Genomic DNA, 23,996 nt, shown 5'->3' with positions numbered 1-23,996 from the left:
TCCGACAGGTACGGCGCTGACCTTGAAGGCAGTGCGGGCCCTGTGGGAGCCGGCTTGCCGGCGATTGGTTTCAACCCTATTTTCTGGCGAGCGCACATCAGCATGACCACCCCCAGCCCATTTTCCCCCGGCCACCCGGTCCCCACCCACCAGCGCATCTTCGGCGCCCGTGACCTGTTTTCGTTGTGGTTCTCCCTCGGCATCGGCCTGATGGTCCTGCAGGTAGGCGCCATGCTGGCCCCTGGCCTTGGCCTGGCCGGCGCGGTCCTGGCCATCGCCCTTGGCACCGGTGTCGGCGTGCTGCTGCTCGGCGCTGCCGGGGTCATCGGCAGTGATACCGGCCTGTCGGCCATGGGTACCCTGAAGCTGAGCCTGGGTAGCCATGGCGCGCGCTTGCCGGCACTGCTCAACCTGCTGCAACTGGTGGGCTGGGGCGCATTCGAGATCATCGTCATGCGCGATGCTGCCAGCCTGCTGGGTGCACGGGCGTTCGGCGAAGACAGTGCCTGGAACAGCCCGATGCTCTGGACGCTGTGCTTCGGTGGCCTGGCCACCCTGCTGGCGGTCAGCGGCCCGTTGGCGTTCGTGCGCAAGGTGCTGCGTGCCTGGGGGATCTGGCTGCTGCTGGGCGCGTGCCTGTGGCTGACCTGGAACCTGTTCGCCAAGGCCGACCTGGCTGAGCTGTGGAACCGCGCCGGGGACGGTTCGATGTCGTTGGCGGTGGGCTTCGATATCGCCATCGCCATGCCGTTGTCATGGTTGCCGCTGATCGCCGACTACTCGCGTTTCGCCCGTAACGGCAAGCATGTATTCGGCGGAACCGTCCTGGGCTACTTCATCGGCAATACCTGGCTGATGAGCCTGGGCGTGGCCTACACCCTGGCGTTTGCCGCCAGTGGCGAGGTCAATGCGCTGCTGCTGGCCCTCGCGGGCGCCGGCATGGGCATCCCACTGCTGTTGATCCTGCTGGACGAGTCGGAAAAGGCCTTTGCCGATATCCACTCGGCTGCCGTTTCCACTGGCGTGCTGTTGCCACTGAAGGTCGAGCACCTGGCCTTGGCCATTGGTGTGCTATGCACCCTGATCGCCTTGCTGGCGCCTTTGGCCCAGTACGAAAACTTCCTGTTGCTGATCGGATCGGTGTTCGCACCGCTGTTCGGCGTGGTGCTGATGGACCACTACGTGATCCGCCGCCGTCGCCTGCCGGCACAGATCGGTGGCTTGCACTGGCAGGCGCTGCTGGCCTGGGTGGTGGGTGTGGCGGCCTATCATGTGATCGCCGCCAAGGCGCCGGAGCTGGGGGCTACCCTGCCAGCACTGCTGCTGGCAGGTGGGCTGCATGGCCTGCTGAGTTTCAGCCGCGGCCGGGAAACAGCTCAGGCTTGAGCACGCCGTTCAGGCGTGGGTAAGGGATCTTCAGTTCCACGTGGCCCATGGAGTAGGGCGCAATGGCGTAGACCTCGTACTTCACCACCAGCGCGCCGTAGGTCAGGGCGATGTGCGGCGAGCGCTTGAAGGGCCAGGTCTTGACGAACTCGGCGTCCTTGTCCATGCCCACGCTGATCAGCCAGGCATGGTGCGACGCCTCCACGGTCTTCCAGAAGGTCTCCTCCTGGCCGGGCAGCAGCATGTCTTGCAGGGTCAGTACCTTGTCCTGCTTGCGCGAGTAGTTGATGAAGCCGCGCCCCGGCATGCCGTGGGCGCCGCCGCTGTCGAGGTAGCTGGACAGCTCGATGATCACCAGCCCGTCATGCTGCTCGCGTACCTTGGCTTGCAGGTAGCTGCTGTTGCGTTTGTCGGCAGTGGCCAGGTATTGCTGCTCGTAGGCCTGCAGGGTGCTTGGCGCGGTGCCATGCTGATTGTCTTCGGTCAGCTGCAGCAGGCGTTTTTCGACGATGGCATCGAGCTTGGGCTGGGCCGGGAAGTGCACGGTGTCGATGTTCACCAGCGGGCAGTCGCTGGCGCTGCAGCCGGGCTTGACGTGCTCCCAGGCATCACGCTTGACCTCCAGCGGGGTCCGGTAATTGGGTGCGAACAGGCTCTGGCAGGCGCCCAGAGCGAGTGCCAGCACGGCCACGGCAGTCAGTTTGACAAGTGTCATGGTGATCCTTGCAGAACAGGGAAAAGTCGGCCTTTGACCGTCTGCGCGGCCTTCAGTTCGCCACTAAGCTAACAGAGTGAAGACGTGCTGTCCCGAGTGCGCGAACGGTTGCCGGAAAGGGGTGAAACGGGCAACCGTGCAGAGTAGGATGGCGCGATGCGGTAATTGAGGTCATGAGGGTTTCCATGTCAGACACGTTGAATTCGGTGCCCAAGGCGGTCGAGATCGTCAAGCGGGCCAACTGCTTCAAGGGCTTCTACAAGCTCGACAAGGTGCAGCTGCGCCATGAACTGTTCGCGGGTGGCATGAGCCGTGAGATCAGCCGTGAGCTGTTCGTGCGTCACGATGCGGTCTGTGTGCTGCCGTATGACCCACTGCGTGATGAGGTGGTATTGATCGAGCAGTTCCGTGTCGGTGCCGTGGGCAAAATCGACAACCCTTGGCTGATCGAGATGGTCGCCGGGCTGATCGACAGGGAAGAAGAGCTGGAAAACGTCGCGCATCGTGAAGCCGAGGAAGAAGCCGGGCTGAGCATAGGGGCCTTGTGGCCGATTACCCGCTACTTCCCTTCGCCCGGCGGCAGTGACGAGTACGTGCACCTGTACCTCGGCCGCTGCAGCAGTGAAGGCGCGGGTGGCCTGCATGGCCTGGAAGAAGAGGGCGAGGACATCCGTGTGCGCGTCTGGTCGTTCGACGATGCAATGCAGGCAGTGCGTGATGGTCAAATCTGCAACGCGGCGACCATCATCAGCCTGCAGTGGCTGGCGCTGAACAAAGATGAAATTCGAGGTATGTGGAAGTGAATCTCTTGCGTGAGCGATATCGGGTCGATCTGGCCGGGCTGCAAGCAGCCTGCGAGGCCAACTATGCCCGGCTCATGCGCCTGCTGCCCGATATGCGCACCACCCAGAGTTCGCGGCGCATCGGCATGACCCAGGGCGACCAGATGCTGGGCGTGCTGGTGCTCGATGTGCTGCTGGCCTGCCCGTACACCACCACCTTGCGGGTGCGCCAGGAGCACAGCTTGCCCTGGCTGCCGGTGCCGCACCTGGAGGTGCAGGTGTATCACGATGCGCGCATGGCCGAAGTGATCAGCGCCGAGCATACCCGCCGCCTGCGCAGCATCTACCCGTACCCCAACGAAGCCATGCATCAGCCGGACGAGAAGGCGCAGCTCAATCTGTTCCTCGGCGAATGGCTCAGCCATTGCCTGGCCTGCGGCCATGAACTGGCAAGTGTGCGCTGAATTGTGACCTGGGTCGGTTTCGAGTGTTTGCTCGCAGCCGTTCCAGCGCCATAATTCGTGCAGTACCCGTTCGAGGAGACGGCCGTTGCCGCACCCAGACCCTTCCCCTGCGCCCGTGCATGTGGTGCAACTGACCGACGCCCACCTGTTCGCCGATCCGGCGGGCACCTTGCTGGGCCTCAATACCCGTGACAGCCTGCGCCATGTGGTGGCTCAGGTCGGTCGTGAGCAGCCGCGTGTCGACTTGCTGCTATGCACCGGCGATCTGTCCCAGGATGGCAGTGTCGCGTCTTATGAAGCCTTCCGTCAGGTGACCCGGGAAATGCCTGTGCTGACCCGCTGGTTGCCGGGCAACCATGATGAAGCCAAGGTCATGGTTGAAGTTGCACCAGAGCTGGTGCAGTCGGTGACCGACATCGGAAGCTGGCGCGTGGTCATGCTCAACACGGCGGTACCGGGTGCTACCCATGGGCTGCTCGAGCGGGACCAGCTGTCGGCGCTCGATGACGCCCTGGCCTCGGCCGGCGCGCGCCATTGCCTGGTGTGCTGCCATCATCAGCCGGTGGATATCGGCTGCGCCTGGATCGCCCCGATCGGCCTACGCAATGCCGATGAACTGTTGCAGCGGTTGCGTGGTTATCCACAGGTGAAGGCGTTGCTCTGGGGGCACATTCACCAGGAGTGGGATGAGCTGCGCGCGGGTTTGCGCCTGCTGGCCACGCCGTCGACCTGCATCCAGTTCGCAGCGGGCAGCGAGGACTTCAAGGTCAGCGATGAGCAGCCGGGGTATCGCTGGTTGCGCCTGCATGCCGATGGGCAGCTGGAGACTGGGGTAGAGCGGGCCGCTGATTTTGAAGTGACGCTCGACTTCAATAGCGCGGGATATTGAAGATACCGGGGCTGCTGCGCAGCCCGGCTCTTTGAAGAAATTGTTGCGAAATTGGCCATCCGGCGCCAAAACCCGGCTAACGCGCTACACTGCGCGTCCCTGCGCCCACTCGATCGGGTGCAAAGCCACAGATTCCGGGGGCAGCATGTCGGGTTCCATCCTCTATATCCATGGCTTCAACAGCTCGCCGCTTTCCACCAAGGCACGCCAGCTCGTGGCAGTCATGCAGCAAATCGGCCTGTCGCAGCAGTTGCGCGTCCCGGACTTGCACCACCATCCACGTCAAGCCATGGTCCAGCTCGAAGCGGCCATCGCCGAGCTTGGCGCGCCCCTGCTGGTCGGCAGTTCGCTCGGCGGCTACTATGCCACCCATCTGGCCAAGCGCCATGGGCTGAAAGCCCTGCTGGTCAACCCGGCAGTCACCCCGCACAAGCGCTTCGACGGTTATCTGGGTTCCCAGCGCAACCACTACACTGGCGAGACGTGGGAATTGACCCTGGACCATGTGCAGGCCCTGGCCGAACTGGAAGTGCCGGCGCCGACCGACCCATGCCGCTATCAAGTGTGGCTGCAGACCGCCGATGAAACCCTGGACTACCGCCACGCCGAGCACTATTACCGGGCTTGCGCCCTGCGCATCCAGGCCGGTGGCGACCACAGCTTCCAGGGCTTTGCCGAGCAGCTGCCTGGCCTGCTGGCCTTTGCCGGTATTGCCCGGCAGCAGTATGCGGCGCTCGATTTTTCTGTATTTTGATCTTTTTGCATTCACCAGACTGACGACGAGAATCCATGGCCAATCCCAGCGCTAGCGCCTATAACGCAGACGCCATCGAAGTCCTCTCCGGCCTCGACCCGGTGCGTAAACGCCCAGGTATGTACACCGATACCAGCCGGCCTAACCACCTGGCCCAGGAAGTCATCGACAACAGCGTCGACGAAGCCCTGGCCGGCCATGCCCGCTCGGTGCAGGTCATCCTCCACGCCGATCATTCGCTGGAAGTCAGCGACGATGGCCGTGGCATGCCGGTGGATATCCATCCTGAAGAGGGCGTGTCGGGTGTCGAGCTGATCCTCACCAAGCTGCACGCCGGCGGCAAGTTCTCCAACAAGAACTACCAGTTCTCCGGCGGCCTGCACGGCGTGGGTATTTCGGTGGTCAACGCCCTGTCGACCCAGGTGCGCGTGCGCGTCAAACGTGACGGCAACGAGTACCAGATGACCTTTGCCGATGGCTTCAAGGCCAGCGAACTGGAAGTGGTTGGCACGGTCGGCAAGCGCAACACCGGTACCAGCGTCTACTTCAGCCCGGACCCGAAGTATTTCGATTCGCCGAAGTTCTCCATCAGCCGCCTCAAGCACGTGCTCAAGGCCAAGGCCGTACTGTGCCCGGGCCTGCTGGTCAGCTTCGAGGACAAGGCCAGCGGCGAGAAGGTCGAGTGGCACTACGAAGATGGCTTGCGTTCCTACCTGGTCGACTCGGTCAGCGAGTTCCTGCGTCTGCCCGACGAGCCGTTCTGCGGCAGCCTGGCGGGTAACAAGGAAGCCGTCGACTGGGCCCTGCTGTGGCTGCCCGAAGGCGGAGACAGCGTTCAGGAAAGCTACGTCAACCTGATTCCCACGGCCCAGGGCGGTACCCACGTCAACGGCCTGCGCCAGGGCCTGCTCGATGCCATGCGGGAATTCTGCGAGTTCCGCAACCTGTTGCCGCGCGGCGTCAAGCTGGCGCCGGAAGACGTCTGGGAGCGCATCACCTTCGTCCTCTCGATGAAGATGCAGGAACCCCAGTTCTCCGGCCAGACCAAGGAGCGCCTGTCGTCCCGCGAGGCGGCAGCGTTCGTTTCGGGCGTGGTCAAGGATGCCTTCAGCCTGTGGCTCAACGCCCACCCCGAGCTGGGCATGCAGCTGGCGGAACTGGCCATCAGCAACGCCGGCCGTCGCCTCAAGGCGAGCAAGAAGGTCGAGCGCAAGCGCATCACCCAGGGCCCGGCGTTGCCTGGCAAACTGGCCGACTGCGCCGGGCAGGACCCGATGCGCGCCGAACTGTTCCTGGTCGAGGGTGACTCCGCCGGTGGTTCGGCCAAGCAGGCCCGTGACAAGGAATTCCAGGCCATCCTGCCGCTGCGCGGCAAGATCCTCAACACCTGGGAAGTGGATGGCGGTGAAGTCCTGGCCAGCCAGGAGGTGCACAACATCGCCGTGGCCATCGGTGTCGACCCGGGTGCGGCCGACCTGTCGCAACTGCGCTACGGCAAGATCTGCATCCTCGCCGACGCCGACTCCGACGGTTTGCACATCGCCACCTTGCTCTGCGCACTGTTCGTTCAGCACTTCCGCCCGTTGGTCGAAGCCGGCCATGTCTACGTCGCCATGCCGCCGCTGTACCGCATCGACCTGGGCAAGGAAATCTACTACGCCCTCGACGAAGCCGAGCGTGACGGCATCCTCGACCGCCTGGTGGCCGAGAAGAAGCGCGGCAAGCCGCAGGTCACCCGATTCAAGGGCCTGGGTGAAATGAACCCGCCGCAGCTGCGCGAAACCACCATGGACCCGAACACCCGGCGCCTGGTGCAGTTGACCCTGGAAGATGTCGAAGCCACCTGCGAGCTGATGGACAAGCTGTTGGCCAAGAAGCGCGCAAGTGATCGCAAGAGCTGGCTGGAAACCAAGGGGAACCTGGCTGAGGTCATGGTTTGATTCGTCTGTTGCTTGCAGCATGCCTGGCGCTTGTTGCCCTGCCGAGCCTGGCGGGCAACTGGCCGGAATTGAAGCTGGCCTCCGAGCATCCGATCGATGGCATGCGCGGCGGCAACCTGTCCGGCCTGGCCGAATGCCGGGGCGGGCTATGGGGTGTTTCCGACCGTGATGACGATCGCATTTACCGCTTCGACCAGCAGAACGCCGCCTGGCGCGCGCAGCCGCTGACCTTTACGCCACCGCCGGTGCCCGAGAGTGGCCTGCCGTGGGGGTTGAAGTCGCGTAACTGGGCGGCGTCCTACGTGCGCGGTGGCGAGCTGGACTACGAAGGCATCACCTGTGACCAGGCGGGCAACCTCTACCTGGTCAGCGAGGCCCATGCGGCAGTGCTGCAGCTACCTGCCGAGGGTGAGCCCGAGTGGTTGAAGATCGACCCGGCGATGGTGCGTCAGGCCCGTGCCAGCGGCATGCTGCTCAACTTCAATGCCCTGTTCGAGGGCCTGGCCATCAATCCGCAAGGTGACCGCCTGTGGCTGGCGGCCGAGCGCGAACGGCGCGGCCTGGTGGCCATCGAGCGGCAGCAGTCGGTATGGACTTGCGGACGCAGCTGCGTGTTGCTGAGCGAAGCCGGGGTCGAGATGCAGCCGCCTCAGATGCCCAACCCCCGGGCGCTGTCGCGCGACTTCGCCGACCTCGCCTGGTTCGAGGGCAAGTTTTTCACCCTCGAGCGCAATGCCTACCGCGTGTGCCGGCGTGATGCCACGAGCGGCAACGTCGAGCAATGCTGGTCATTCGCCGCCGAGGCACTGGTGCCGCAGCGCCGCTACGACCAGCCGTACGGCCTGGCCGAAGCGCTGGTGATCGATGCCAAGGGCGCCTGGATCGGCCTGGACAACAACAACGGTGATCGTGCCGATGGCGAAAGCCGGCCGATCGTCTGGCGCTTCGACGCGCCGCAGGGCGGCTGGAGCGCCACGCCATGAGCCAGCCACCGGGCAAACGCGCCGGCAAGGTACTGATGATGGTGGCCTGGGTGGCAGGGCTGTTCCTTGCCACGCGTTACTTTGGGCACTGGGAAAACCACGAGCGCAACCCGAATGCGCAGGTGCAGTCGTCGCATGGTGACGGTTTCATCGAATTGAGCCTGCTGAGCAATGGCCAGGGGCACTTCGTGCTGGACGGCGCGATCAACGGCCAAGTGGTGCATTTCATGCTCGACACCGGCGCCACCGACGTGGCGATCCCGGAGTCACTGGCCAAGGACCTGAACCTGCAGCGCGGCAGTTCGGTGATGCTGAGCACCGCCAACGGCCGCACCGAAGGCTACCGCACCCGGCTGGATACCCTGCAGTTGGGCGATATCCACCTGCAGAACGTGCGCGCCCTGGTGGTGCCAGGCCTGGACGGGCAGACCGTGCTGCTGGGCATGAGCGCCCTGAAACAACTTGAATTTACCCAGCGCGGCGGCACCATGCTGTTGCGCCAGAACCTGAAATGACGAGGCCCGCATGAGCGACTCACTGGAACTCAGCCTGGACGGCGTCGAACGCCGCTCGCTGGCTGACTTCACCGAACAGGCCTACCTCAACTATTCCATGTACGTGATCATGGACCGGGCCTTGCCACACATCGGCGACGGCCTGAAGCCGGTGCAGCGACGCATCGTCTATGCCATGAGCGAGTTGGGGCTCAATGCCGACGCCAAGCACAAGAAGTCTGCCCGTACCGTCGGCGACGTGCTCGGCAAGTTCCACCCCCACGGCGATTCGGCCTGCTACGAAGCCATGGTGCTGATGGCGCAGCCGTTCAGCTACCGCTATACCCTGGTCGACGGCCAGGGCAACTGGGGTGCCCCGGACGATCCGAAGTCGTTCGCCGCCATGCGTTACACCGAGGCACGCCTGTCGCGCTACTCGGAAGTGCTGCTCAGTGAAGTGGGCCAGGGCACCGTCGACTGGGTGCCGAACTTCGACGGCACTCTGGAGGAACCTGCGGTCCTGCCGGCGCGCCTGCCGAACATCCTGCTCAACGGCACCACCGGTATCGCCGTGGGCATGGCCACCGACGTGCCGCCACACAACCTGCGTGAAGTGGCCAGCGCCTGCGTGCGCCTGCTCGACGAGCCCAAGGCCACCATCGAGCAGTTGTGCGAGCACATCCAGGGCCCGGACTACCCGACCGAGGCCGAAATCATCACGCCGCGTGCGGAAATCCAGAAGATCTACGAAAGCGGCCGTGGCTCGATCCGCATGCGCGCCGTGTACCGCGTCGAGGACGGCGACGTTGTCGTCACCGCGCTGCCGCATCAGGTCTCCGGGGCCAAGGTGCTGGAGCAGATGGCCGCGCGGATGCAGGCCAAGAAGCTGCCGATGGTCGCCGACCTGCGTGACGAGTCGGACCACGAGAACCCGTGCCGCATCGTCATCATCCCGCGTTCCAACCGCGTCGATGCCGATGAGCTGATGCAGCACCTGTTCGCCACCACCGACCTGGAAAGCAGCTACCGGGTCAACGTCAACATCATCGGCCTCGACGGTCGCCCGCAGCTGAAGAACCTGCGTGCATTGCTGCTGGAGTGGCTGGAGTTCCGCACCCATACCGTCCGCCGCCGCCTGCAGCACCGCCTGGACAAGGTCGAGAAGCGCCTGCACCTGTTGGAAGGCTTGCTCACCGCGTTCCTCAACCTGGATGAAGTGATCCACATCATCCGCACCGAAGAGCACCCCAAGCAGGCCCTGATCGAGCGCTTCCAGCTGACCGAGATCCAGGCCGACTACATCCTCGAGACCCGCCTGCGTCAGCTGGCGCGCCTGGAAGAGATGAAGATTCGCGGCGAGCAGGACGAACTGCTCAAGGAACAGGCCAAGCTGCAGGCCCTGCTGGGCAGCGACGCCAAGCTGCGCAAGCTGGTGCGCAGCGAACTGATCAAGGACGCCGAAACCTATGGCGACGACCGCCGCTCGCCAATCGTCGAGCGCGCCGAAGCCAAGGCCCTGTCAGAAAACGAGCTGATGCCGACTGAGCCGGTCACCGTGGTGTTGTCGGAAAAGGGCTGGGTGCGTTGCGCCAAGGGCCACGACATCGACGCCACCGGCCTGTCCTACAAGGCCGGCGACGGCTTCAAGGCCGCCGCTGCCGGGCGTTCCAACCAGTTCGCCGTATTGATCGACTCCACCGGGCGCAGTTATTCGGTGGCCGCGCATACCCTGCCATCGGCGCGGGGCCAGGGCGAACCGCTGACTGGCCGCCTGACGCCGCCGCCAGGGGCAACGTTCGAGTGCGTGCTGCTGCCAGACGATGAAGCGCTGTACGTGGTGGCCTCGGACGCCGGCTACGGCTTCGTGGTCAAGGGTGAAGACCTGCAGGCGAAGAACAAGGCTGGCAAAGGGCTGCTCAGCCTGCCTAACGGTGCCAAAGTCATGACGCCGCGCCCGGTGGCCAATCGTGAACAGGACTGGCTGGCAGCGGTGACCACAGAAGGTCGCCTGCTGGTGTTCAAGGTTTCCGACCTGCCACAACTGGGCAAAGGCAAGGGCAACAAGATCATCGGTGTGCCCGGTGATCGGGTCGCCAGTCGTGAAGAATTCGTCACCGATCTGGCGGTGATTGCCGAGGGTGCAACCCTTGTATTGCAGGCCGGCAAGCGTACCCTCTCTCTTAAGCCAGACGACCTGGAGCACTACAAGGGCGAACGTGGCCGCCGTGGCAGCAAGCTGCCCCGCGGCTTCCAGCGGGTCGACAGCCTGCAGGTGGAAGGGCCGGCATAATCCGACGAAATGTCTGGAACGGCAATTTCAGCGCCGTTCCAGGCAGAAATGCTGGAGTCGGGCCGCTATTTCGCGGATGATAGTGCCCCTGTGGTGCCGGCGTGGCCGTGTGCCCGATTGAATCTCTATCAGTATCACTGCGGTTTGCCTGGTGGCGACCGCCTGGATGGGTTGAATGAAACTCCTGCGCCTTCCATTTGCGCTGTTGATGACGGGTTTGCTGGGACTGAGCGGGTGCAGCATGCATCAGCCGGTTGCCCTGTACCAACTCGACAGCGGTGATCCTGGCCAGCCTTCACAGAGTGCGGGCATGGCCGTGGTACTCGGCCCGGTGTCGGTAGCCGATTACCTGCAGCGCGAAACCTTCTTGCAGCGTCAGGCCGATGGCAGCCTGAGTTCGGCGACCGACGGTCGTTGGGCGGGTAGCCTGTCGGCGGACATCGATCAATTGCTGGTGCGTCAGCTGGCCTGGCGCCTGGACAGCCAGCGCGTGGTGCTGGCCCCGGCCAGCACTGGCTTCACCCCGGACGTGCAGGTGCTGCTGTCGATCACTCGCCTGGATTCGGGCAAGAACCAGCCAGCGATTCTCGATGCGCAATGGCGCCTGCTCGACCGTCGTGGCCATGTGCGTGACAACCGCATCGTTCATCTCGAGCAGCCCCACGAGGGCAGCGAGTCGTCGCAGGTTCAGGCCCAGGGGCAGTTGCTGCAGAAGCTGGCCGAACAGTTGAGCTCGGCGGTCAAGCCGCTGGCCAATCAGCCTGCGGTTGCCGAAGAGGCGCCGAAGAGGCAGGCAGCACCGGTACAGGTGAAGAAAGAGCCGGAGAAGTCGAAGATCCCGATGGCTTCGCCGATTCGTACCGATATGGAAGTCTATCGCTTCTGATCGAGCCGCCACCCACAAAAAAGCCCGCACATTCGCGGGCTTTTTTGTGGGTCTCTGAAATGGCTGGGGCGGCAAAGCAGCCCCAAGGATGTGAAATCAGGCCCGGCGCTCGTGCATCCGCGCCAGCTGGCGCTCCAGCATCGACGGGTAAGGCTCCATCAACCGCTCCACACAGCAAGCCCCTTCAGGGCTGGCGATCGGACGGATGCGGGCGCGCTTGCGGATCAGTTCGTCATCACTGATCTGACGCTCCACCAGCAGCAGGTTGCGGCTGTGCTGCGACAGTGCCAGCGCGTCCTGGGCCTTTTCGGCCATCAGCAGGTCGACCTGCTCCAGCCCTTGCAGGTCATCGCCCAGGGCCAGGCCCAGTTGCAGTTGCAGGGTGATGCCGCTGTCGGCCACTTCGATCTGCAGGGCATGGCCCAGCGCGCGCAGCAGCTCACCGCAGCAAATGGCGTTGGTCAGGTAGTCCTCACCGCAGTCGCGGCTGTGGAACAGCACCAGGGTGCTGCCATCGTTGAGCGTGTGGATATCGCCTTCATACAGCGAAGCAGCCTGTTCCAGGCAACCACGATAGCGCTCCAGCAGCTCGGTCAGGCGCGTGCGCGGCAGGCGACGCAGTTGTTCCTGGGAGCCCAGTTGCACGGCCAGTACCGCGGTGTTCTGCGGCTCGTCGGATTCGACCACGGCAGGTTTGGCCGCGGGTTGTTCCTCGTCGTCCAGCAACCCAGCGAAGGCAGCGTCGTCGTCCTCGTCCGCCTGGACCACGGCCTTGGCGCGCTGTGCGGGCTTGGCCGGGGCCTCGTCGTGCAGGTCGTCGAACTCGTGTTCGTCCTCTTCTTCCTCCGGTTCCGGCTCGGGCGGAGGTGGCGGTGCCAAGCGGGCGTGCAGCTGGCGGGCGATGTCGCCGATCTCGTCCTGACGGTCGATGGCCGGGGTGTAAGGGTGCGGGTCACGCAGCCACACCCGCAGCTGCAGCAGCGGCAGGGTGATGTGGCGGCCTTGGCGCAGGCTCAGGCTCAGCGCCAGGGCCAGCAGGATGGCGGCGAGGATGCCCATGCTCTGCAGGCTGATCAGCATCGGCTGCTGGAACTGACTCATGTCCAGGCTGATGCGCAGCTGACCGGCGGTCACGTCCTGGAACGTGATCTTGGTCTGGTACAGGCCTTCGGCCTCGCCCAGCAGGCTGTTGCGCGGGCGCTGGCCTGCCTCGGCGAGGATGCGGTTATCCACGCTGTAGATGGCCGCATGGGCCACCAGCGGGTTTTTCACCAGGTTGCCCAGCAGCACGTTGAGGCTGAGGATGTCGTTGGACACCAGCAGCTCGGTGGCCGAGGTGGCGGTCTGGGTGGTCAGGCTCTGGCCGAGGGCGTCGGCCTGCTCGTGCATGGCCTGCTTGAACTGCAGGCCCATCACGCAGGCATAGATCACCAACGCCAGCGCCACCAGGAAAATGTTGGTGGTGGCGATGCGCAATGCCAGGGGCACGCGACGTTGGCGCAGGGCTCGGAAGATCATGATGAAGAAGTTGTCGGTTTTGACGGGCGTGGGCCGGTTCACAGAGCTCGGCTCTTAATGGCATAAAAGTGTTGGGCAGTATAGCGAGCAGTGTTTTGTCGGCAAAGTAGAGTTGGCGCCCGATGGTCATGGAAAATCGGTAGAATGCGCATTTTTCATCGAAGTCGGAGCCAGGTTGTGCGCGAAATCGTTCTGATCAACATCACCGGTGAGGACCGCCCGGGTCTTACCGCCGCCATTACCGGCGTCCTGCTCCAGGGCGGTGTGAACATCCTCGACATCGGCCTGGCGGTCATGCACGGCACCCTGTCGTTCGGCATCCTGGTTGATATCCCGGATAACGAAGTGGCTACCAGCCTGCTGCAGAGCGTGCAGTCCAAGGCCCACGAGCTGAACCTGCAAGCGCGTTACACGCCGATCTCCGAGGCCGACTACCAGCATTGGGCCGATGCCCAGGGCGAAGCGCGACATATCGCGACCCTGCTCAGCCGCAAGATCACCCCCGAGCAACTGCAACGCGTCAGCGCAGTCATCAGCCAGTATGGCCTGACCATCGAACGTATCGAACGCCTGTCGGCGCGGGTTGCCCTGGGCGCATCGAGCGAAAAGGGCAAGGCGGCGTTGGAAATTTCCGTGCGTGGCGTACCGAGCGACGCCCAGGCGCTGCGTGCTGACTTCTTCGCGTTGTCTGAAGAGCTGAGCATCGACATTGCGTTCCAGAAGGACGACCTGTTCCGCCGCAACCGCCGCCTGGCGGTATTCGACATGGACTCGACCCTGATCGAGGCGGAAGTCATCGACGAACTGGCCAAGGCAGCGGGTGTGGGCGAGCAGGTTGCCGCGATCACCGAGCGGGCCATGCGCGGCGAGCTGGACTTCCGCGCCAGCTTCAAGGAACGCATGGCACTGCTCAAGGGCCTGGATGTCGGCGTACTCGACGAAATCGGTGCTTCCCTGCGCCTGACCGAAGGTGCCGAGAACCTGTTCGCCGAGCTCAAGCGTCTGGGCTACAAGACGGCGATCCTGTCCGGTGGTTTCTCGTATTTCGCCAAGCAGGTGCAGGCGCGGCTGGGCATCGATTACGTGTTTGCCAACGAACTGGAAGTGGTCGATGGCAAGGTGACCGGCGTGGCCGTAGAGCCGATCGTCGATGCCCAGCGCAAGGCTGATTTGCTGCAACATCTGGCCAGTGAAGAAGGCCTGCAACTGGAGCAGACCATCGCCGTGGGCGATGGCGCCAACGACCTGCCGATGCTGTCGCTGGCCGGCCTGGGCGTGGCCTTCCGCGCCAAGCCGCTGGTGCGCCAGTCGGCCAAGCAGGCGATTTCCACCCTGGGGCTGGATGGCGTGCTGTACCTGCTGGGCCTGCGCGACCGCGACGCCCGCGGCTGATCCGCGGTTAAAAAAAAGGCCCTGCATGCACATGCAGGGCCTTTTTTTGTGGCTAGGCTCAAGCCTGGACAGGGGTCGCCAGCAGTTCGCCCATGCGCACAGCCGAAGCTGCGCCGAGGGTCTGGGCCCATTTCACTTGCTCTGGCCCAAACAGCACGATGGCGGTCGAGCCCAGCTTGAAGCGGCCCAGCTCGGCACCTTTCTCCAGGTGAATCGGTGCACGGCTGCTTTCGTCGTAACGGAAAGTCTTCAGTTCACGTTTCGGTGGCGTGACCAGGCCGGCCCAGACAGTCTCGATCGAGGCGACGATCATTGCACCGACCAGCACCACGGCCATCGGCCCGCGCTCGGTATCGAACAGGCACACCACACGCTCGTTGCGGGCAAACAGCTCCGGAACGTTCTCGGCAGTGGTCTGGTTGACCGAGAACAGACGGCCCGGCACGTAGACCATCTCACGCAGGGTACCGGCCAGCGGCATGTGCACGCGGTGGTAGTCCTTCGGCGACAGGTAGATGGTGGCGAACTCGCCGCCCATGAATGGCGCGGCCAGTGCCGGATCACCACCGAGCAACTCAAGCGCGCTGAAGCTGTGGCCCTTGGCCTGGAAGATACGACCGTGTTCGATCGGGCCCAGCTGGCTGACGGCACCATCGGCCGGGCAGAGGATTGCGCCCGGGGTTTCGTCCAGCGGGCGTGCACCTGGCTTGAGGGCGCGGGTGAAGAAGGCGTTGAAGTGCTCGTAGGCGGTGAGGTCTTCGACCAGCGCTTCGTTCATGTTCACCTGGTAACGCTTGGCGAACCAGGCGGTGAAGGCGTTCTTGAACCAGCGCGCACGGCACTCGGCGACACAGCCAGCCAGGCGCGACAGCAAGTGGTGCGGCAGCAGGTACTGGCTGAGGATGAACAGACGGGATTTCATTGAGTTGATTGTCCTTGAACTTCGACAGGCGTGTCCGGGTGGTTGCCCCATTCGCTCCACGAACCGGCATAAGCCTTAATGCGTGGGTAGCCGAGGGATTTGGCCACCAGGTAGGTGAAACCGGAGCGGCGGTGGGTCTGGCAGTGGGTGATCACTTCCTTGTCCGGGGTGATGCCCAATTGTTGCAGGACTTCAGCGATGTCCTTGCGGATGCGCAGATGGTCGTTGAGGTCCATGCCGGCCGTCCACTCGAAGTTGACGGCGCCGGGAATGTGCCCGGCTTTGGCAGCCAGGACTTTTTCGCCGTTGAATTCCTGCGGGCCGCGGGCATCCCAGACCACCAGGTCGTCGGCGCCCAGGCGGCTTTGCAGGTATTCGCGCGTGGCAGTCGGTTCGTCGTGCAGTTGCAGGTGCACGGGGTCCTTGCCAGGCAAGGGCACGTCAGTGGTGAGCTTGTCTGCCGGCCAGGCCTGGATACCGCCATTGAGATAGTGGTAGCGCGTATGGCCGATGACATCGAGCAGCCAGATGAAGCGCCCGGCCCAGCCGCCGCCTTCATCGTCGTACACCACGTAGACGGCATCGTCACGGTGGCCCAGTTCGCTGAACAGCTTTTCCAGGTCGCCCAGGGCCGGCAGCAGGCCGGGTGCCGGAGGCTGGCCAAGCTGGGTGCGCTTGCCCTCGACGAAGCGGGCGCCGGGGATATGCCCGCTGACATAGCGGTTGGCGCTGCTCAGGTCGACCAGGATCAGCTGGCGTGAATCCAGGCGCGGCAGCAGGTCTGCGGCTTCGATCACCAAAGGCAGGCCGGAAAAGTCAGTCATCCACGTTCTCCAGTGTGGAAAGAGGGGCGATTGTAGCGCAAGGCTCAGGCGCCGCGTTTGGCAAACACCGCCAGCGCACGCTCGATACATTGCGAAGTCTTGCCGAAGGCCTGCACGCTGACATCGGCCAGTGGCTTGCCGCCCTGATCGGCGACGACCAGCATCAATACCTGGTCGCCGACGGCCAACGAGCGCAGCAACAGGTGTTCACTGCGCAACAGTGCACGCAGCGGGGCTGGCAGCAGCGCCGAGAACTGGGTGTGGTTCTCGGGCGTCAGGCGCAGTTGGCCGGCCTTGCTCATCAGCTTTTGCAGCAGCTTGTTCTGCTCGATCTCAAGGGCAATGCCACCTGCTTCCTTGGGCAGGCCGGCGATCTGCTGCACGCGCAGGCAGTCACTGGCTTTGTCCAGGCTCAGCAGCATGATGCGCTGCATCCCGCAGGCTTGCAGCGCTTCGCGCGCATGGGTGGCCAGGTGCACGGCATTGGTGAACGGGCTGGGTTGGGTCAGTAATTCCTGGCATAGCTTGCGCCAGCGCCCGAGGGCGTCGCTGGAAGGCGGCGGCGGGGTGAGCATGTCCGGGTGCGGGCGACGCTGGTCCCAGGGCCAGATCAGCGCCTCGGCGGGGTGGAACAGGGCATGGCGGGCGTGGCGGCGGGCGCTGGCCGCTGCTTGTTGGTGAACTTGCTGCTGCACGTCTTCAAGCGAGGTCTGCAGGTACAGCGCGGTCAGCAGTTGCCAGCGCAGCAGGTGCGGGTTGTCCCAGCCTACTTGCGCCGCCAGGGCCAGGTTGTTGGCCAGCAGCACGGTATTGGCCGGCTCATTGAACCAGCGGCGCAAGCCAGGTGCTTCGTCCAGGCGATGCTGCTGGCTGAGCGGGTCTTCATCACGTGCGATGCTCAGCACCAGCGCCAGTTGGTCGCGCTCTTCGAGCAGCAGGCGATAGCCTTGGGTCACCCACTTGGGGAGGCGCCAGTGTTCGGCCATGGCCTGGCACAGGGCGAAGATGCGCACGCCGAACAGTTCCTGCTCCACGTCGGCTGCGGTTTCGCCCTTGTGAATGACCCGCAACTCCCACGCGTCCAGCAGCTTGGGCTGGGCCAGGGCCAGCGGCCACAGCGGGGCAAGGAACAGCAGGCTGCCCCAGTGGATCTCCTGCCACAGGCGCGCCAGGCGGCTGGCGAACAGGCCGCTGGCTTGTTGCGCGGCGTGCTGGCTGATCAGCAGGAACTGGCGCAGCACCGGCGGAATGTCGTCTTCCGGCACGGCCGGCAAGCGCATCAGCAGTTCCCTGCTGCGCGCCAGGCCCAGGCGGTTCAGGGCGATTTCCAGGCTTTCGGCCGGTTCGGCCTGGCTGGCATTGGCAGGGTGGTTGGCCTCGCGCATCACCGACAATACCAGGGCGGGGCTGTCCTGCATCAGTTCGGCAATCTCGCGCAACGAGCGACGGTTGTCGTTGATGGCGCTCATGACCCGGTCATAACTCTGCTTCGGGACCGGTACGCGAATACCGTCTAGCAGTTTGACCCAGGCTTCTACCGTACGCGGATTCTGAGTGGGCACCTTGGATTCCATTGGCATTTTGACATCAGTCCGAACTGGCTTTTCGCTTTTAGTGGCTATAGTCTGGCGCAGTTCTGCCGATAAGTAGAAGAAGAGTTTTAAAGCTCCCGTCCCACTCCCTGACCACGACAGCAAGTGCTTTGATCCTATGGCTAAAATTATCGGCATCATCGTCGTATTCGCGAGCGTGCTCGGCGGATATGTACTCTCCCACGGCAAGATCGCGGCGCTGATCCAGCCGTTCGAAGTGCTGATCATTGGCGGTGCAGCCTTTGGCGCCTTCATGCAGGCCAACCCGGGTTACATGACCATGCATGTAATCAAGAAGTCGATGAAGATGTTCGGCTCGCGCTTCTCCCATGCTTTCTACCTGGAAGTGCTGGGCCTGGTGTATGAAATCCTCAACAAGAGCCGCCGCGAAGGCATGATGGCGATCGAGAGCGACATCGAAGACGCCGCCGCCAGCCCGATCTTCGCCAAGTACCCGGCGGTGCTGGGCGACGAGCGCATGACCGCGTTCATCTGCGACTACCTGCGCATCATGTCCACCGGCAACATGGCACCCCATGAGCTCGAAGGCCTGTTCGACATGGAACTGCTGAGCATGAAAGAGGAGCTCGAGCACCCGTCTCACGCCGTCAGTGGCATCGCCGACGGCATGCCGGGCTTCGGTATTGTCGCGGCGGTACTGGGTATCGTGGTGACCATGGCATCGCTGGGTGATGGTGACCAGAAGTCGATCGGCCTGCACGTGGGTGCGGCACTGGTCGGTACCTTCTTCGGTATTCTCGCCGCCTATGGCTTCTTCGGCCCGCTGGCCAAGTGCCTTGAGCACGATGCCAAGGAAGAGCTCAACCTCTATGAATCGATCAAGGCCTCGCTGGTGGCCTCGGCTTCCGGCATGCCGCCTTCGCTGGCCGTCGAGTTCGGGCGCAAGGTGCTGTATCCGAAGCATCGCCCAAGCTTTGCCGAGCTGGAACAAGCGGTTCGCGGTCGCTGAGTCATGGAGAACAATCAGCCGATAATCATCAAGCGCGTCAAGCGCTTCGGTGGCGGGCACCATGGCGGCGCCTGGAAGATCGCGTTTGCCGACTTCGCCACGGCGATGATGGCGTTCTTCCTGGTGCTGTGGCTGCTTTCCACGGCCACGCCTGAACAGAAGATCGCCATTGCCGGCTACTTCAAGGACCCGATCGGTTTTTCCGAAAGTGGCACGCCTTACGTCATCGACCTGGGTGGCTCGCCGCAGATGGCGCCGGAAAAGACCATCAACCCGGAAGTGAAGTCCGAACCTACACCTGATACCAGCATCCAGCTGGACAAGGATCAGGTCGAGACCATGGCCGAACAGGTCGAGCGCGAGCGCCTCGAGTTGCTGTTGCAGGAACTGCAGAACAAGGTCGAGGAAAACCCGCAGCTGCAGAAGTTCAAGGACCAGATCCTGTTTGAAATTACCCAGGACGGCCTGCGCATCCAGATCATGGACGCCGAGAACCGGCCGATGTTCGACATCGGCAGTGCGCGCCTGCAGCCGTATTTCGAAGACATCCTGCTGGCCATGGCCGACACCATCAAGGCGGTGCCGAACAAGATCAGCATCAGTGGCCACACCGATGCCAAACCGTACTCCGGTACGGGCGACTTCGGTAACTGGGAGCTCTCGGCCAACCGTGCCAACGCTGCACGTCGAGCCTTGGTTGCCGGCGGTTATCCCGATGGCCAGGTGGCGCGGGTGGTGGGATATGCCTCTTCGTCGCTGTTCGACCGCAAGAACCCGTTCAACCCGGTCAACCGCCGCATCGACATCATCGTCCTGACCAAGAAGGCGCAGCGCAACATCGAGGGTGAGCAGGGGGCTCCCGAGGCCCCTGCCCAGCCGGCCCCGCCAGCAGGTGCAGCGCCTGGGGCGGCGGCTCCGGCCGCGCCGGCGGCGGGAGATGCCGCTGCCCAGGCGCCGATGCAGCCGCGTGAGCTGCGTCAGAAGCTGAACATCTTCGAGGATGGGACCTTGAAGATGGATGAGCAAAAGGATCAGTAAACGCCGGGGCCGCTTTGCGGCCCCAAAGTCTCAAAACCCCCGCCTGATCTTGGCCTTCAGATCTGCATGAAAGAAATCCGCGTTGTGCCGGTCGGCACACGTACCGCTCCCATTTGGCAACACCATTGCCCGCTCGAATGTGCGCTCATCGTGATACGCCCTCACGAACAGGTCGATATGCACTCTCTCGCGCATGACCGGCCATTTGCCGAGGTGTGCGGGTAGTTCGCCGCCCCCTTTGCGATAGAAGCTGACCCGCCGGTTGGCCATCACTGCAGCCGCCAGCAGCCAGGCGGTCCACCAGTCCAGGTCGGCTTCTGCGGGCAGCAGGCCAATCCAGTGGGTTGCATCGCTTATCTGCTGGCAGGCGCTGGCGTAGAGATCGTCGTGGGTCTGGCCGTCGCTGGCAAACTCCACCAGCTGCGCGGTGATGCCTTCGAGCAGCAGGCGTTCGTTGAGGATGAAGGCGTCAAGCCGCTCTTCGTGGCGGTAGCTGATAAAAACCGGCATCGCGGTTGCCCTCCCTGATAGAAGTCGTGACCTTCAGGGAAAGCGACGGCCAGGGCAATAGATGGCAGGAAAACCGGAGGCGTCCTACGCGCACCGGTAATATTTCCTACAAATCAGTAGCTGTCTTCCGGCAGGCTGGCGATGATCGAGCGGTAGCTGTTCATCCGTTGCGGCTTGATACGGCCTTCTTCGAGGGCCTTGAGCAGTGCGCATCCCGGTTCGCGATCATGCTTGCAGTCGCGGAAACGGCAGGTGCCGAACAAGTCGCGGAACTCGATGAAGCCATCTTCCACGTCGTCGCGGCTGACATGGCCGAGGCCGAATTCGCGGATGCCCGGCGAGTCGATCAGGTCGCCGCCGTTGGGGAAGTGATACAGGCGTGCCGTGGTGGTGGTGTGCTGGCCCTGCCCGGACCATTCGGACAGGTCGCCGACGCGGGTGCCGGCATCTGGCAGCAGGCTGTTGACCAGCGACGACTTGCCCACGCCCGACTGGCCGACGAACACGCTGATGTGCCCGTCGAGCATCTGCTGCAGGCGCTGCATGCCGTCGCCATGGTGCGCGGAGACTTCCAGCAGCGGGTAGCCTAGCTCACGGTAGACCTCGAGCAGCGCGTGCAGGCCCGGGCCGTTCTCGTCGTCGATCAGGTCGGCCTTGTTCAGCAGCAGCAGCGGGCGGATGCCGGCGTGCTCGGCGGCCACCAGGTAGCGGTCGATCAGGTTCGGGTGTGGCTCCGGCGCCGGGGCGAAGACGATCACGATCAGGTCGACGTTAGCCGCCACCGGCTTGAGCTGGCCGTGGTTGTTCGGCCGGCACAGCTCGGTGCTGCGCGGCATCTGCGCGACGATTACGCCGATGCCCTGGTTGCCGGCGCGCCAGACCACGCGGTCGCCAGTGACCAGCGCCGGCAAGTTGGCCCGCAGGTGGCAGCGGAACACCTGGCCGGCGGCTTCGCCGTCCTGAGCTTCTACCTCGACCTGCACGCCGAAGTGGGCGATCACCAGGCCCAATTGTTCCGGCCCCAGGTCGCCGCCCTCCAGCTCTTGCAGCGCGTGCTGCTCGCGTTTGGCGGCGCGAGCGGCGCGTTCGTTCTGGATTTTTTCGATACGCCAGTTCTGGCGCCGATTGAGCTGGCGTTTGGCCATGGACCTTCCAAGGTGGGGCAAGTTGAAAACGGCAGGCAGTTTAGCACGCCCGCTCATGGACCATTCTGGTTACCTTTGCGCCGCGCATGCGCAGGCCGGCGTCGCTAGGCTAATATGACGGCCTATACGAGGAGCCCCTTCATGCAGAACCCACAGAACCTGATCTGGATCGATCTGGAAATGACCGGCCTGGACCCGGACCACGACGTCATCATCGAGATGGCCACCATCGTCACCGACAGCGAGCTGAACACCCTGGCCGAAGGCCCGGTAATCGCCATCCATCACAGTGACGAAGTGCTGGCGCGCATGGACGAGTGGAACACCCGCACCCATGGCGCGTCGGGCCTGACCCAGCGCGTGCGTGACAGCAAGATCAGCATGGCCGAAGCCGAAGCGCAGACCATCGCCTTCCTTGAGCAGTGGGTGCCGAAAGGCAAGTCGCCGATCTGCGGCAACAGCATCTGCCAGGATCGCCGCTTCCTCTACCGGCACATGCGCGGCCTGGAAAACTACTTCCACTATCGCAACCTCGATGTCTCCACTCTGAAGGAACTGGCCGCGCGCTGGGCACCGGATGTGCGTGACAGCTTCAAGAAGGGCGGCACCCACCTGGCGCTGGACGATATCCGCGAGTCGATCGCCGAACTGCGTCACTACCGCGAGCATTTCATCAAGGTATGAGCCGAAGGGGCGCAGATATTGTGCTGGCGCCCTCTTTTGGTGCCTCAGGCAACTGGTTAGACTGCGCGCCTTTCCCGCTCGGACCTGCGCCATGTTGTTGATGCTTTACCTGATCGCCATTACCGCCGAAGCCATGACCGGTGCCCTGTCCGCCGGCCGCCGTGGCATGGACTGGTTTGGTGTTGTGCTGATCGCCTGCGTGACCGCCCTGGGCGGCGGCTCGGTGCGTGACGTGCTGCTGGGGCACTACCCGCTGACCTGGGTGAAGCACCCGGAGTACCTGGTGTTGACCAGCTTCGCCGCGCTGTTGACGATTTTCATTGCGCCGATGATGCGCCGTTTGCGATCGCTGTTCCTGGTGCTGGATGCCTTGGGCCTGGTGGCGTTTACCCTGATTGGCTGCATGACCGCGCTGGAGATGGGGCAGGGCATGCTGGTGGCGTCGATCAGCGGGGTGATCACTGGGGTATTTGGCGGGATCCTGCGGGATATTTTCTGTAACGACATCCCGTTGGTGTTCCGTCGTGAGCTGTATGCCAGTGTGTCGTTCGCGGCGGCTTGGTTCTATCTGGGCTGCGTGTACTTCAAGCTACCCGCGGAGCAGGCGATGCTGCTGACCTTGTTCGGTGGCTTCCTGGTGCGCTTGCTGGCGATTCGTTTCCATTGGGAAATGCCCAAGTTCCACTACAACGACCAGCAGTGAATTCTGGGGCCGCGCAGCGGCCCCGGCTATTCAGCGCCATGCCGGGCCAGCGCCCACTCCACATGCTCGCGCACCAGTTCCGATCCATCCTCCCGCCGGGCCTTCAATGCCTCGATCACCGGGATCGTCGAAGGCGCATTGCCCAACCCCACCGCCAGGTTGCGCAAGAACCGCTCATACCCCGCACGCCGCAACGGCCCGCCCTCGGTCTTGCGCAGGAAGGTTCGCTCGTCCCACAGGAACATCTCCGCCAGCTCGGCATTCTCCAGCCCATGCCGCGGCTGGAAGTCCTGCTCCTGGCTGTAATTGGCAAAGCGGTTCCACGGGCAGACGATCTGGCAGTCATCGCAACCAAACACGCGATTGCCCATCATCGAACGCAACTCCACCGGAATGGGCCCGCGCAATTCGATGGTCAGGTAGGAAATGCAGCGCCGCGCATCCAGCACGTAGGGCCCGATGAATGCCTGGGTCGGGCAGATATCCAGGCACGCCTGGCAGCGCCCGCAGTGTTCACTGGTATGCGCCTCGTCCACCGGCAGCGGCAGGTCGACGAACAGTTCGGCCAGGAAGAAATAGCTGCCGGCCTTGCGGTTGAGCAGCAGGGTATTCTTGCCGATCCAGCCCAGCCCGGCTTGCTCGGCAAGGGCCTTCTCCAGTACCGGGGCGCTGTCGACGAAGGCGCGGTAGCCGAACGGCCCGATCGCTTCCTGGATGCGGTCCGCCAGGAACTGCACGCGTTTGCGCACCAGCTTGTGGTAGTCGCGGCCCAGGGCGTAGCGCGACACGTAGGCCTTTTCCGGCTGTGCCAGGCGATGCGCCATCTGCGTGTCGCCGGGCAAGTAGTCCATGCGCAGCGACACCACGCGTACTGTGCCGGGAATCAGTTGGTCGGGGTGGGCGCGCTTGCTGCCATGGGCGCCGAGGTACTCCATTTCGCCCTGGTAGCCGGCGTCGAGCCAGCGTTGCAGGTGTTGTTCGTGTTCGCCAAGGTCGACACCGGCGATGCCGACGTGGGCAAAACCGAGTTCTTGGCCCCAGATCTTGATGGATTGGGCCAGTTGGGCGAGGTCAGGCGTACAAGCGGACATGGATGGGCAGGCAATACGGGCTCA

At 63.7% G+C, this 23,996-nt stretch carries 23 protein-coding genes; 15 read left to right on the top strand and 8 right to left on the bottom strand.

Annotated elements, in window-relative coordinates; all coding sequences use genetic code 11:
- Window positions 1-102 precede the first annotated feature (102 nt).
- A complete protein-coding gene (gene cytX / locus F6X59_RS24095; protein WP_152958565.1) occupies window positions 103-1,386 on the top strand; it encodes a putative hydroxymethylpyrimidine transporter CytX in 1,284 nt (427 codons plus the stop codon).
- Here cytX and F6X59_RS24090 read toward each other — a convergent pair.
- Entirely contained in the window at window positions 1,355-2,101 is a 747-nt protein-coding gene (locus tag F6X59_RS24090; protein ID WP_152958563.1) for an RsiV family protein, read from the bottom strand. The genes cytX and F6X59_RS24090 overlap by 32 nt on opposite strands.
- Before the next feature lie 185 nt (window positions 2,102-2,286).
- Between F6X59_RS24090 and F6X59_RS24085 the strand changes: the two genes are divergently transcribed.
- From F6X59_RS24085 to F6X59_RS24045, 9 genes are all read left to right on the top strand, one after another.
- Window positions 2,287-2,904 carry an NUDIX domain-containing protein gene (locus tag F6X59_RS24085; protein WP_152958561.1) on the top strand — a complete coding sequence of 206 codons (618 nt, stop codon included), beginning with the start codon at window positions 2,287-2,289 and terminating at the stop codon, window positions 2,902-2,904.
- Window positions 2,895-3,347, top strand: a complete 453-nt coding sequence (locus F6X59_RS24080) for a DUF1249 domain-containing protein (RefSeq protein WP_054887887.1) — start codon at window positions 2,895-2,897, stop codon at window positions 3,345-3,347. The genes F6X59_RS24085 and F6X59_RS24080 overlap by 10 nt, the downstream gene beginning before the upstream one ends.
- Before the next feature lie 85 nt (window positions 3,348-3,432).
- Window positions 3,433-4,236 (top strand): 3',5'-cyclic-AMP phosphodiesterase, encoded by an 804-nt coding sequence (cpdA, locus tag F6X59_RS24075; protein ID WP_152958559.1) that lies wholly within the window; start codon window positions 3,433-3,435, stop codon window positions 4,234-4,236.
- A gap of 145 nt (window positions 4,237-4,381) precedes the next feature.
- Entirely contained in the window at window positions 4,382-4,990 is a 609-nt protein-coding gene (locus tag F6X59_RS24070; protein WP_152958557.1) for a YqiA/YcfP family alpha/beta fold hydrolase, read from the top strand.
- A 35-nt stretch (window positions 4,991-5,025) separates the two neighbouring features.
- Window positions 5,026-6,930, top strand: a complete 1,905-nt coding sequence (parE, locus tag F6X59_RS24065; protein WP_152958556.1) for a DNA topoisomerase IV subunit B — start codon at window positions 5,026-5,028, stop codon at window positions 6,928-6,930.
- Window positions 6,927-7,913, top strand: coding sequence for an esterase-like activity of phytase family protein (locus tag F6X59_RS24060; protein WP_152958554.1), 987 nt, complete (start codon window positions 6,927-6,929; stop codon window positions 7,911-7,913). The genes parE and F6X59_RS24060 overlap by 4 nt, the downstream gene beginning before the upstream one ends.
- Window positions 7,910-8,428: a TIGR02281 family clan AA aspartic protease gene (locus F6X59_RS24055; RefSeq protein ID WP_152958552.1), complete on the top strand. Its 519-nt coding sequence runs from the start codon at window positions 7,910-7,912 to the stop codon at window positions 8,426-8,428. Before F6X59_RS24060 ends, F6X59_RS24055 begins: the two co-directional genes overlap by 4 nt.
- 10 nt (window positions 8,429-8,438) lie before the next feature.
- Entirely contained in the window at window positions 8,439-10,697 is a 2,259-nt protein-coding gene (gene parC / locus F6X59_RS24050; RefSeq protein WP_152958550.1) for a DNA topoisomerase IV subunit A, read from the top strand.
- 175 nt (window positions 10,698-10,872) lie between these two features.
- The gene (locus tag F6X59_RS24045) at window positions 10,873-11,583 is read left to right on the top strand and encodes a membrane integrity-associated transporter subunit PqiC (protein ID WP_152958548.1); all 711 of its coding nucleotides are present in this window, start codon (window positions 10,873-10,875) and stop codon (window positions 11,581-11,583) included.
- Window positions 11,584-11,679: 96 nt separating this feature from the next.
- Here the strand turns inward: F6X59_RS24045 and F6X59_RS24040 are convergent, their stop codons facing one another.
- Window positions 11,680-13,143 carry an AhpA/YtjB family protein gene (locus F6X59_RS24040; RefSeq protein WP_346653987.1) on the bottom strand — a complete coding sequence of 488 codons (1,464 nt, stop codon included), beginning with the start codon at window positions 13,141-13,143 and terminating at the stop codon, window positions 11,680-11,682.
- A 135-nt stretch (window positions 13,144-13,278) separates the two neighbouring features.
- Here F6X59_RS24040 and serB point away from each other — a divergent pair, with 135 nt between their 5' ends.
- Complete coding sequence (serB, locus tag F6X59_RS24035; RefSeq protein ID WP_372240507.1) at window positions 13,279-14,493, top strand: phosphoserine phosphatase SerB; 1,215 nt, start codon at window positions 13,279-13,281, stop codon at window positions 14,491-14,493.
- Between the two features lie 58 nt (window positions 14,494-14,551).
- Here serB and asd read toward each other — a convergent pair whose 3' ends face one another.
- Genes asd through F6X59_RS24020 form a run of 3 tightly spaced genes read right to left on the bottom strand, consistent with a single transcriptional unit; the run spans window position 14,552 to window position 17,819 of the window.
- On the bottom strand, window positions 14,552-15,415 hold the full coding sequence (gene asd / locus F6X59_RS24030) for an archaetidylserine decarboxylase (protein ID WP_152958544.1): 864 nt from the start codon (window positions 15,413-15,415) through the stop codon (window positions 14,552-14,554).
- Window positions 15,412-16,239 carry a rhodanese-like domain-containing protein gene (locus tag F6X59_RS24025; protein ID WP_152958542.1) on the bottom strand — a complete coding sequence of 276 codons (828 nt, stop codon included), beginning with the start codon at window positions 16,237-16,239 and terminating at the stop codon, window positions 15,412-15,414. The genes asd and F6X59_RS24025 overlap by 4 nt, the downstream gene beginning before the upstream one ends.
- Before the next feature lie 44 nt (window positions 16,240-16,283).
- Window positions 16,284-17,819, bottom strand: coding sequence for an HDOD domain-containing protein (locus tag F6X59_RS24020; protein WP_152958540.1), 1,536 nt, complete (start codon window positions 17,817-17,819; stop codon window positions 16,284-16,286).
- Window positions 17,820-17,949: 130 nt separating this feature from the next.
- Here F6X59_RS24020 and motA point away from each other — a divergent pair, with 130 nt between their 5' ends.
- Together motA and motB are read left to right on the top strand one after the other, a co-directional pair.
- Window positions 17,950-18,801, top strand: a complete 852-nt coding sequence (motA, locus tag F6X59_RS24015; RefSeq protein ID WP_152958538.1) for a flagellar motor stator protein MotA — start codon at window positions 17,950-17,952, stop codon at window positions 18,799-18,801.
- Window positions 18,802-18,804: 3 nt separating this feature from the next.
- Window positions 18,805-19,839, top strand: coding sequence for a flagellar motor protein MotB (gene motB, locus F6X59_RS24010; protein WP_152958537.1), 1,035 nt, complete (start codon window positions 18,805-18,807; stop codon window positions 19,837-19,839).
- A 30-nt stretch (window positions 19,840-19,869) separates the two neighbouring features.
- Here motB and F6X59_RS24005 read toward each other — a convergent pair whose 3' ends face one another.
- Together F6X59_RS24005 and rsgA are read right to left on the bottom strand one after the other, a co-directional pair.
- Window positions 19,870-20,349, bottom strand: a complete 480-nt coding sequence (locus tag F6X59_RS24005) for a molecular chaperone Tir (RefSeq protein WP_152958534.1) — start codon at window positions 20,347-20,349, stop codon at window positions 19,870-19,872.
- Window positions 20,350-20,462: 113 nt separating this feature from the next.
- Window positions 20,463-21,494 carry a small ribosomal subunit biogenesis GTPase RsgA gene (gene rsgA / locus F6X59_RS24000; RefSeq protein WP_152958532.1) on the bottom strand — a complete coding sequence of 344 codons (1,032 nt, stop codon included), beginning with the start codon at window positions 21,492-21,494 and terminating at the stop codon, window positions 20,463-20,465.
- Window positions 21,495-21,635: 141 nt separating this feature from the next.
- Here rsgA and orn point away from each other — a divergent pair, with 141 nt between their 5' ends.
- Together orn and F6X59_RS23990 are read left to right on the top strand one after the other, a co-directional pair.
- Window positions 21,636-22,178: an oligoribonuclease gene (orn, locus tag F6X59_RS23995; RefSeq protein WP_152958530.1), complete on the top strand. Its 543-nt coding sequence runs from the start codon at window positions 21,636-21,638 to the stop codon at window positions 22,176-22,178.
- 91 nt (window positions 22,179-22,269) lie between these two features.
- Window positions 22,270-22,881 (top strand): trimeric intracellular cation channel family protein, encoded by a 612-nt coding sequence (locus F6X59_RS23990; protein ID WP_054887870.1) that lies wholly within the window; start codon window positions 22,270-22,272, stop codon window positions 22,879-22,881.
- A 26-nt stretch (window positions 22,882-22,907) separates the two neighbouring features.
- Here F6X59_RS23990 and queG read toward each other — a convergent pair whose 3' ends face one another.
- A complete protein-coding gene (queG, locus tag F6X59_RS23985) occupies window positions 22,908-23,972 on the bottom strand; it encodes a tRNA epoxyqueuosine(34) reductase QueG (protein WP_152958528.1) in 1,065 nt (354 codons plus the stop codon).
- Between the last annotated feature and the right edge of the window lie 24 nt (window positions 23,973-23,996).

Origin of the sequence: Pseudomonas sp. MN1F (assembly GCF_009391885.1) — a bacterium.
In the GTDB taxonomy this organism is placed as follows: domain Bacteria; phylum Pseudomonadota; class Gammaproteobacteria; order Pseudomonadales; family Pseudomonadaceae; genus Aquipseudomonas.
Note: the sequence above shows the minus strand (reverse complement) of the source record. Positions and strands in the feature narration are given on the sequence as shown.

Bases quoted from the DNA above. Each gene is read 5' to 3' on its own strand.
- parC (WP_152958550.1), top strand. From the start codon at position 8,439: ATGAGCGACTCACTGGAACTCAGCCTGGACGGCGTCGAACGCCGCTCG.
- F6X59_RS24020 (WP_152958540.1), bottom strand. From the start codon at position 17,819: ATGCCAATGGAATCCAAGGTGCCCACTCAGAATCCGCGTACGGTAGAA.
- motA (WP_152958538.1), top strand. From the start codon at position 17,950: ATGGCTAAAATTATCGGCATCATCGTCGTATTCGCGAGCGTGCTCGGC.
- motB (WP_152958537.1), top strand. From the start codon at position 18,805: ATGGAGAACAATCAGCCGATAATCATCAAGCGCGTCAAGCGCTTCGGT.
- F6X59_RS24045 (WP_152958548.1), top strand. From the start codon at position 10,873: ATGAAACTCCTGCGCCTTCCATTTGCGCTGTTGATGACGGGTTTGCTG.
- rsgA (WP_152958532.1), bottom strand. From the start codon at position 21,494: ATGGCCAAACGCCAGCTCAATCGGCGCCAGAACTGGCGTATCGAAAAA.
- orn (WP_152958530.1), top strand. From the start codon at position 21,636: ATGCAGAACCCACAGAACCTGATCTGGATCGATCTGGAAATGACCGGC.
- F6X59_RS23990 (WP_054887870.1), top strand. From the start codon at position 22,270: ATGTTGTTGATGCTTTACCTGATCGCCATTACCGCCGAAGCCATGACC.
- queG (WP_152958528.1), bottom strand. From the start codon at position 23,972: ATGTCCGCTTGTACGCCTGACCTCGCCCAACTGGCCCAATCCATCAAG.
- F6X59_RS24085 (WP_152958561.1), top strand. From the start codon at position 2,287: ATGTCAGACACGTTGAATTCGGTGCCCAAGGCGGTCGAGATCGTCAAG.
- asd (WP_152958544.1), bottom strand. From the start codon at position 15,415: ATGAAATCCCGTCTGTTCATCCTCAGCCAGTACCTGCTGCCGCACCAC.
- F6X59_RS24055 (WP_152958552.1), top strand. From the start codon at position 7,910: ATGAGCCAGCCACCGGGCAAACGCGCCGGCAAGGTACTGATGATGGTG.
- cytX (WP_152958565.1), top strand. From the start codon at position 103: ATGACCACCCCCAGCCCATTTTCCCCCGGCCACCCGGTCCCCACCCAC.
- F6X59_RS24005 (WP_152958534.1), bottom strand. From the start codon at position 20,349: ATGCCGGTTTTTATCAGCTACCGCCACGAAGAGCGGCTTGACGCCTTC.
- F6X59_RS24025 (WP_152958542.1), bottom strand. From the start codon at position 16,239: ATGACTGACTTTTCCGGCCTGCCTTTGGTGATCGAAGCCGCAGACCTG.
- parE (WP_152958556.1), top strand. From the start codon at position 5,026: ATGGCCAATCCCAGCGCTAGCGCCTATAACGCAGACGCCATCGAAGTC.
- F6X59_RS24070 (WP_152958557.1), top strand. From the start codon at position 4,382: ATGTCGGGTTCCATCCTCTATATCCATGGCTTCAACAGCTCGCCGCTT.
- F6X59_RS24090 (WP_152958563.1), bottom strand. From the start codon at position 2,101: ATGACACTTGTCAAACTGACTGCCGTGGCCGTGCTGGCACTCGCTCTG.